Origin of the sequence: Parvibaculum sp. (assembly GCF_049672805.1) — a bacterium.
Classification (GTDB): Bacteria; Pseudomonadota; Alphaproteobacteria; order Parvibaculales; family Parvibaculaceae; genus Parvibaculum.
In genome coordinates this window covers 1-4,820 of record NZ_JBATWS010000451.1, presented here as the reverse complement: position 1 = coordinate 4,820, position 4,820 = coordinate 1, and the positions used below count along the sequence as shown (strand labels likewise).

Annotated in this window: 3 protein-coding genes; all 3 read right to left on the bottom strand. The window is 63.1% G+C overall.

What is annotated here, in order from left to right; genetic code table 11:
* A partial coding sequence (locus WBF74_RS14050; protein ID WP_424440998.1) for a GNAT family N-acetyltransferase occupies positions 1 to 737 on the bottom strand: 737 nt, incomplete at its 3' end.
* A gap of 295 nt (positions 738 to 1,032) precedes the next feature.
* Positions 1,033 to 2,481 carry an AmpG family muropeptide MFS transporter gene (locus WBF74_RS14045; protein ID WP_424440996.1) on the bottom strand — a complete coding sequence of 483 codons (1,449 nt, stop codon included), beginning with the start codon at positions 2,479 to 2,481 and terminating at the stop codon, positions 1,033 to 1,035.
* Positions 2,482 to 2,533: 52 nt separating this feature from the next.
* Positions 2,534 to 4,820: response regulator (locus WBF74_RS14040; protein ID WP_424440994.1), on the bottom strand; the 2,287-nt coding region annotated here is incomplete at its 5' end.

Here is a 4,820-nt window from a genome sequence, read left to right as displayed (position 1 = left end):
CGGTCGATCACCGCGCCCTCGCCGATATAGCAGCCTGCCCGGAGATAGCCCTTGATCATGGGCGGAAGCGCGCGCAGCGCCTCGCGCTGGTCGAGCGCATCTTTGGCGATGATGTTCATTTCGACATAGAGATCGGGAAGCGCGCGCACCTTCCAGTCATCCGGTGCTGCGTGATGGTGATGCAGGAAGGAAAGCGCGGGCGCGAGCTTTTGCGGGTCCGTGCCTTCAAAGCTCGCACAGCCGAACATCACATCAAGATCATGCGCGGTCACATAATGCATGATGCCGTGCCAGAGCAGTTCCACGGTCGGGCGATTGCGATAGGGCTTCAGCACGCAGGAGCGGCCAAGCTCCAGGAAATTGAGGTCCGAGTGGCGCGCGAGAAGCGGGCCGATCTCATATTCGCTGGCCGTATAGAAGCCGCCATTGCGCTCGGCCACTTCCTGCCGCAGCAGACGGTAGCAGCCCACAACCGCTTCCAGCGGCAGATTGCCCTCCGCATCCTCACCGTCAGGCGCGAGATCATGGTCGAGCACGAGAAGGTGATCGCAGATCGCATCGAAGCGGTCGGCATCGAGCTTTGTGCGGCGCGTCTCCTCATCCGGGATCGCCGACATTTCTTCATAGAAGACGCGGTAACGCAGCGCCTGCGCCGCCTCGATCTCGCGAGCGGAACGCGCAAGGCGCACTTCGAGCGACCCCTTGCGCCCATAGCTCACCGGCCGCGCCGCCTCCATGGCGAGCGCGTCAGCACTCCGATCCGTCTCTTTCGAAGTCATCACGCCTGAACCCGAACCCTGATCTGAACCACCACAGGCATGCCGGTCACCCGGCTGCGGCGCATGAAGCGTCTTGCCATCCCCCCGGCCACCCTCTGCCTGCCCCGGCAATGAGATTCCCCATGGCCATTGCCCATCCTTTCATCAACGCCGCCAGATGCCAAGACGGGCCTGCAGCGGGCGGCTGCCCTGAACCGCCCGGACAGATTTTGACGCCGGAAAGATGTCGGTGGTAACCCACTGAATTGCAAGGTCAAATCGCGGGCGCCGGGTCAGTTGCCTCCTGAGCCTGCGGTTTTGGCGCGGGTTTCGGCTGGAAGACCATCACCACCACGATCAGCACCAGAGCCGGCACCCCCATCAGCGCCGTTGTGATGAAGAAGGGAATATAGCCTGCCGTCTGCGCGGTGAGGTGCGGCGCCATCTCGATCAGCGGCTGAGTGAGTGCGGCGGAGGCAGAAAAACCGTCCACCATCACGCCAGACTGGCCACCGAGCAGCTTGCCCGGAAGCGCGAAGGCCGAGCTGAACAGCGCGTATTGCGTTGCCGCGAAATCGTGGTTCACGAGGCTCGACATATAGGCGATGAGGCAGGTGCCCGCGAAACCGCCGGAGAAGTTCTCGATCGAAATGGTGATCGCGAGCGCCGTCGGGTCGGCACCGCGAAAGACCAGCCAGACAAAAATGAGATTGGTGCCGGTCGCCGCAATGGCTCCGAGAAGGAGCGAGCGGAGCACGCCGAGCCTTGCCGCCACGATGCCGCCCACCAGCGCGCCCGCAATCGTCATCCAGATGCCATAGAGCTTCACGATGGTAGCGATGGTCGAAAGCTCGAAACCGAGATCGATATAGAGCGGGTTCGCCATGACGCCCATCACGAAATCAGGCACGCGGTAAAGCCCGATCAGCGCGAGAAGCAGGAGCGACCACCAGCCATAGCGCCGGAAAAAATCGAGAAAGGGCGCAACGATGGCGCGGTAAAGGAAAGTGAGCACGCGCTGCGCCTTGCCTTCGATCCGGTGGCGCCGCGCAAATCCTTCCAGCGCTTCCTCGCCCATAGCAGGCGCATGGGCTTCTGCCACGCGCGGCGCAAGAAGCGAGGCGACGATGCCTGCGCCCATCAGCACGGCCATGGCGAGATAGGCTGCCGTCCATGACACGCCTTCGGCGATATAGAGCGCGCCTGCTCCGGAGGCGATGAGCGCAATGCGATAGCCAAGCTGATATGTCGCGGCGAGCGCACCCTGCTTTTCATCGGGCGCTGCCTCGATGCGCCAGGCGTCAATGGCGATGTCCTGCGTCGCGGATGAAAAGGCGAGGATGAGGGCGAAAATGACCACGGGCATCAGCGCCGTGGCGGGGTCTGACAGGGCAAGGCCCGTCAGCGCGGCGGCAGCGACAAGCTGCGCCAGCACCATCCAGGCACGGCGGCGGCCCAGAAGCCGGTCGAGCAGCGGCAGGCGGATATGGTCGAGCACCGGCGCCCAGAGAAACTTGATCGTGTAGGCAAGGCCCACATAGCTCATCAGACCGATGTCGGTACGGCTGATGCCCGCTTCGCGCAGCCACGCGGAAAGGGTTGAAAAGACGAGCAGGAAAGGAAGGCCCGACGCAAAGCCGAGCAGCAGCATGATGATGGTGCGGTATTCGGTATAGACCGCAAGGCTCGACACCCAGCCGCGGGCGCGTGTCATGGCCGACATGGGCAGATCTCCCCTCGGTTCTGCCGGGCCGCAAGGGCCGGATCACGCCACTTTACGCATGATTCGCCTTTTCGCCAGCAGGCGCGCCATAGGTTGAGCGGCGGCAGGCCCAGCGGGCCAGTGCATCGGCGAGGTCTTCGGCTGCCACGGGCTTCGAAAGATAGTCATCCATGCCCGCATCAAGGCAGGCCTGCCTGTCATCCGCCATGGCATTGGCGGTGAGCGCGATGATCGGCAGTTGCGCATGGGGCGTTGCAAGTTCGCGAATGCGCGCCGTTGCCGTGAAGCCGTCCATGCCGGGCATGTGCAGATCCATCAGCACGAGATCAATCTCGCCTTGCGTGTCCTCTTCAAGGGCGGCGACGGCTTCCGCCCCGTTTCGCGCGAGGCGAACTTCATGGCCCGCATGTTCGAGAAGCGTGCGCGTGAGAAGGGCGTTGATCTCATTATCCTCGGCGACGAGCACCGTGAGCGACGAAAGCGCCGGAGGCGTTGCTGCGGGCATGGGAGGGGCCTCCACCGTTTCATAGGCATCGTCATAATCGCGTGTGTCGGGCGCTGCGACTTGCGGCATCCAGCTTCGCACGCGCAGCGCCGTCATCCGCGCGACAAGCGAGGCGGCGCGCACCGGGCGCACGAGATATCCGTCAAAGGGGGCTTCCTCGCCCTGTGTCAGCTCATCAAGCCGGGCACGGTCCTGCGGGCGCAAAAGCAGCATGGTGCCGATGCCGGGCGCGAGCGAGCGGGCGAATTGCGCAAGCTCCACCGCCTCCCCTTCCCCATCCAGCGGGCATATGAAAACATCGCTGGGAGATGCCAGAAGCGCTTCCTGCAACGCCTCGCGCGTTGCGACATGGCGCGCTTCCGCTCCCGCCGCTTCTGCCGCGCGGACAAGCGCGCGACCAACCAGCGGGTGATCGCTCAGCACGATGGCGCTAAGGCCTGCAAGCGTGGCAGGTGCCGGCGCATCGCTTTCGCCCGGTACCCGGGCAAGCGGCAGATGGATACGGAAAAGCGAGCCCTTGCCCACCGCACTTTCAACTTCAATGCGGCCACCCATCGCGGTGACGAGGCGCTTCGTGATGGCAAGACCAAGCCCCGTGCCTTCATAGCGCCGCGCATGGGACTGATCGGCCTGCGCAAACTCGTCAAAGATATGCTCGCAGTCCGTTTCATCCATGCCGATGCCGGTATCTTCGACTTCGAGCACAACGGAAACACGGTTCCTGTCCTGCGCCTCCAGATCACGGAAGAGGCGCAGCGCGACACCGCCCTCCATGGTGAACTTGATCGCATTGCCCGCAAGGTTCAGCAGGATCTGCCGGATGCGCACTTCATCGCCGATAATGTTGCGCGGCACGGTGGGCGCGATCTCGGTGACGATCTCGAGATGCTTTTCGAAAGCGCGGGGCGCGAGAAGTTCGGCCACACCTTCAAGCACGGAGCGCGGATCAAACGGCGCTTCATCCAGCGTGACCTTGCCTGCCTCGATCTTCGAATAATCGAGAATGTCATTGATGATGTTGAGCAGCGCCTCGCCTGACGAGCGTACGGCTTCTGCATAGGAGCGTTGGGCCGGATCAAGCCGCGTGCCGAGCAGCAGCTTTGCCATGCCGATCACACCGTTCATCGGTGTACGGATTTCATGACTCATCGTTGCAAGAAAGAGCGACTTGGCGCGGCTTGCATCATTTGCCTGTTGCAGCGCTTCGGCGAGACGTTCTTCCGCTTCCTTGCGATCCGTGACATCGCGGCCGACGGCCTGAATCTCGATCAGCCTGTTTTCTTCATCGCGGATCGCAAACTCTTCCCATGCAATCCAGCGCGGGCCGCGAGAGGTGATCACGCGTTCGTCGCGGCGAATACGATGCGGCGGGACAGCAAGCCCGGCAAAGCTCGACAGAAGGGGCGCGCGCTCGCCTTCCGGGTATTCCGGCACGAAGGGGCAGCCGATCACTTCCTTACGGGTGCGCCCGAATGTGTCGCAGAACACATCATTCACATAGGTGAGCCGCCCTTCGAGATCCTTGCGCAGGATGAGGTCGCCCTGCGCACGGACAAGATCGCGGTAGCGTTCCTCGCGCTCGGCCAGTTCCCATTTTTCATCGCGGAGTGTTTCGATGCGCGCTTCGAGATCGGCGATGCGGGAGAGATACCGCTTCGCGCGCGCAGAAGCCCGGCGCCACGCCTCAAGGCCGAGGAAGAGAACGGCGGCAAGGCAGAGCAGCACAAGCGGCGTCTGATTGAGATCGACAAAGGACATACGGACACCGCGGCTGCCGATCCAGTGCGGACCGGGCGTCTGAAAGCCTGCGGATTGTGGGGCGATCGTGGTTGAT

What these genes read in the sequence shown, in the direction of transcription:
- WBF74_RS14045 (WP_424440996.1), bottom strand. Translation starts at nt 2,481, where the DNA reads ATGTCGGCCATGACACGCGCCCGCGGCTGGGTGTCGAGCCTTGCGGTC.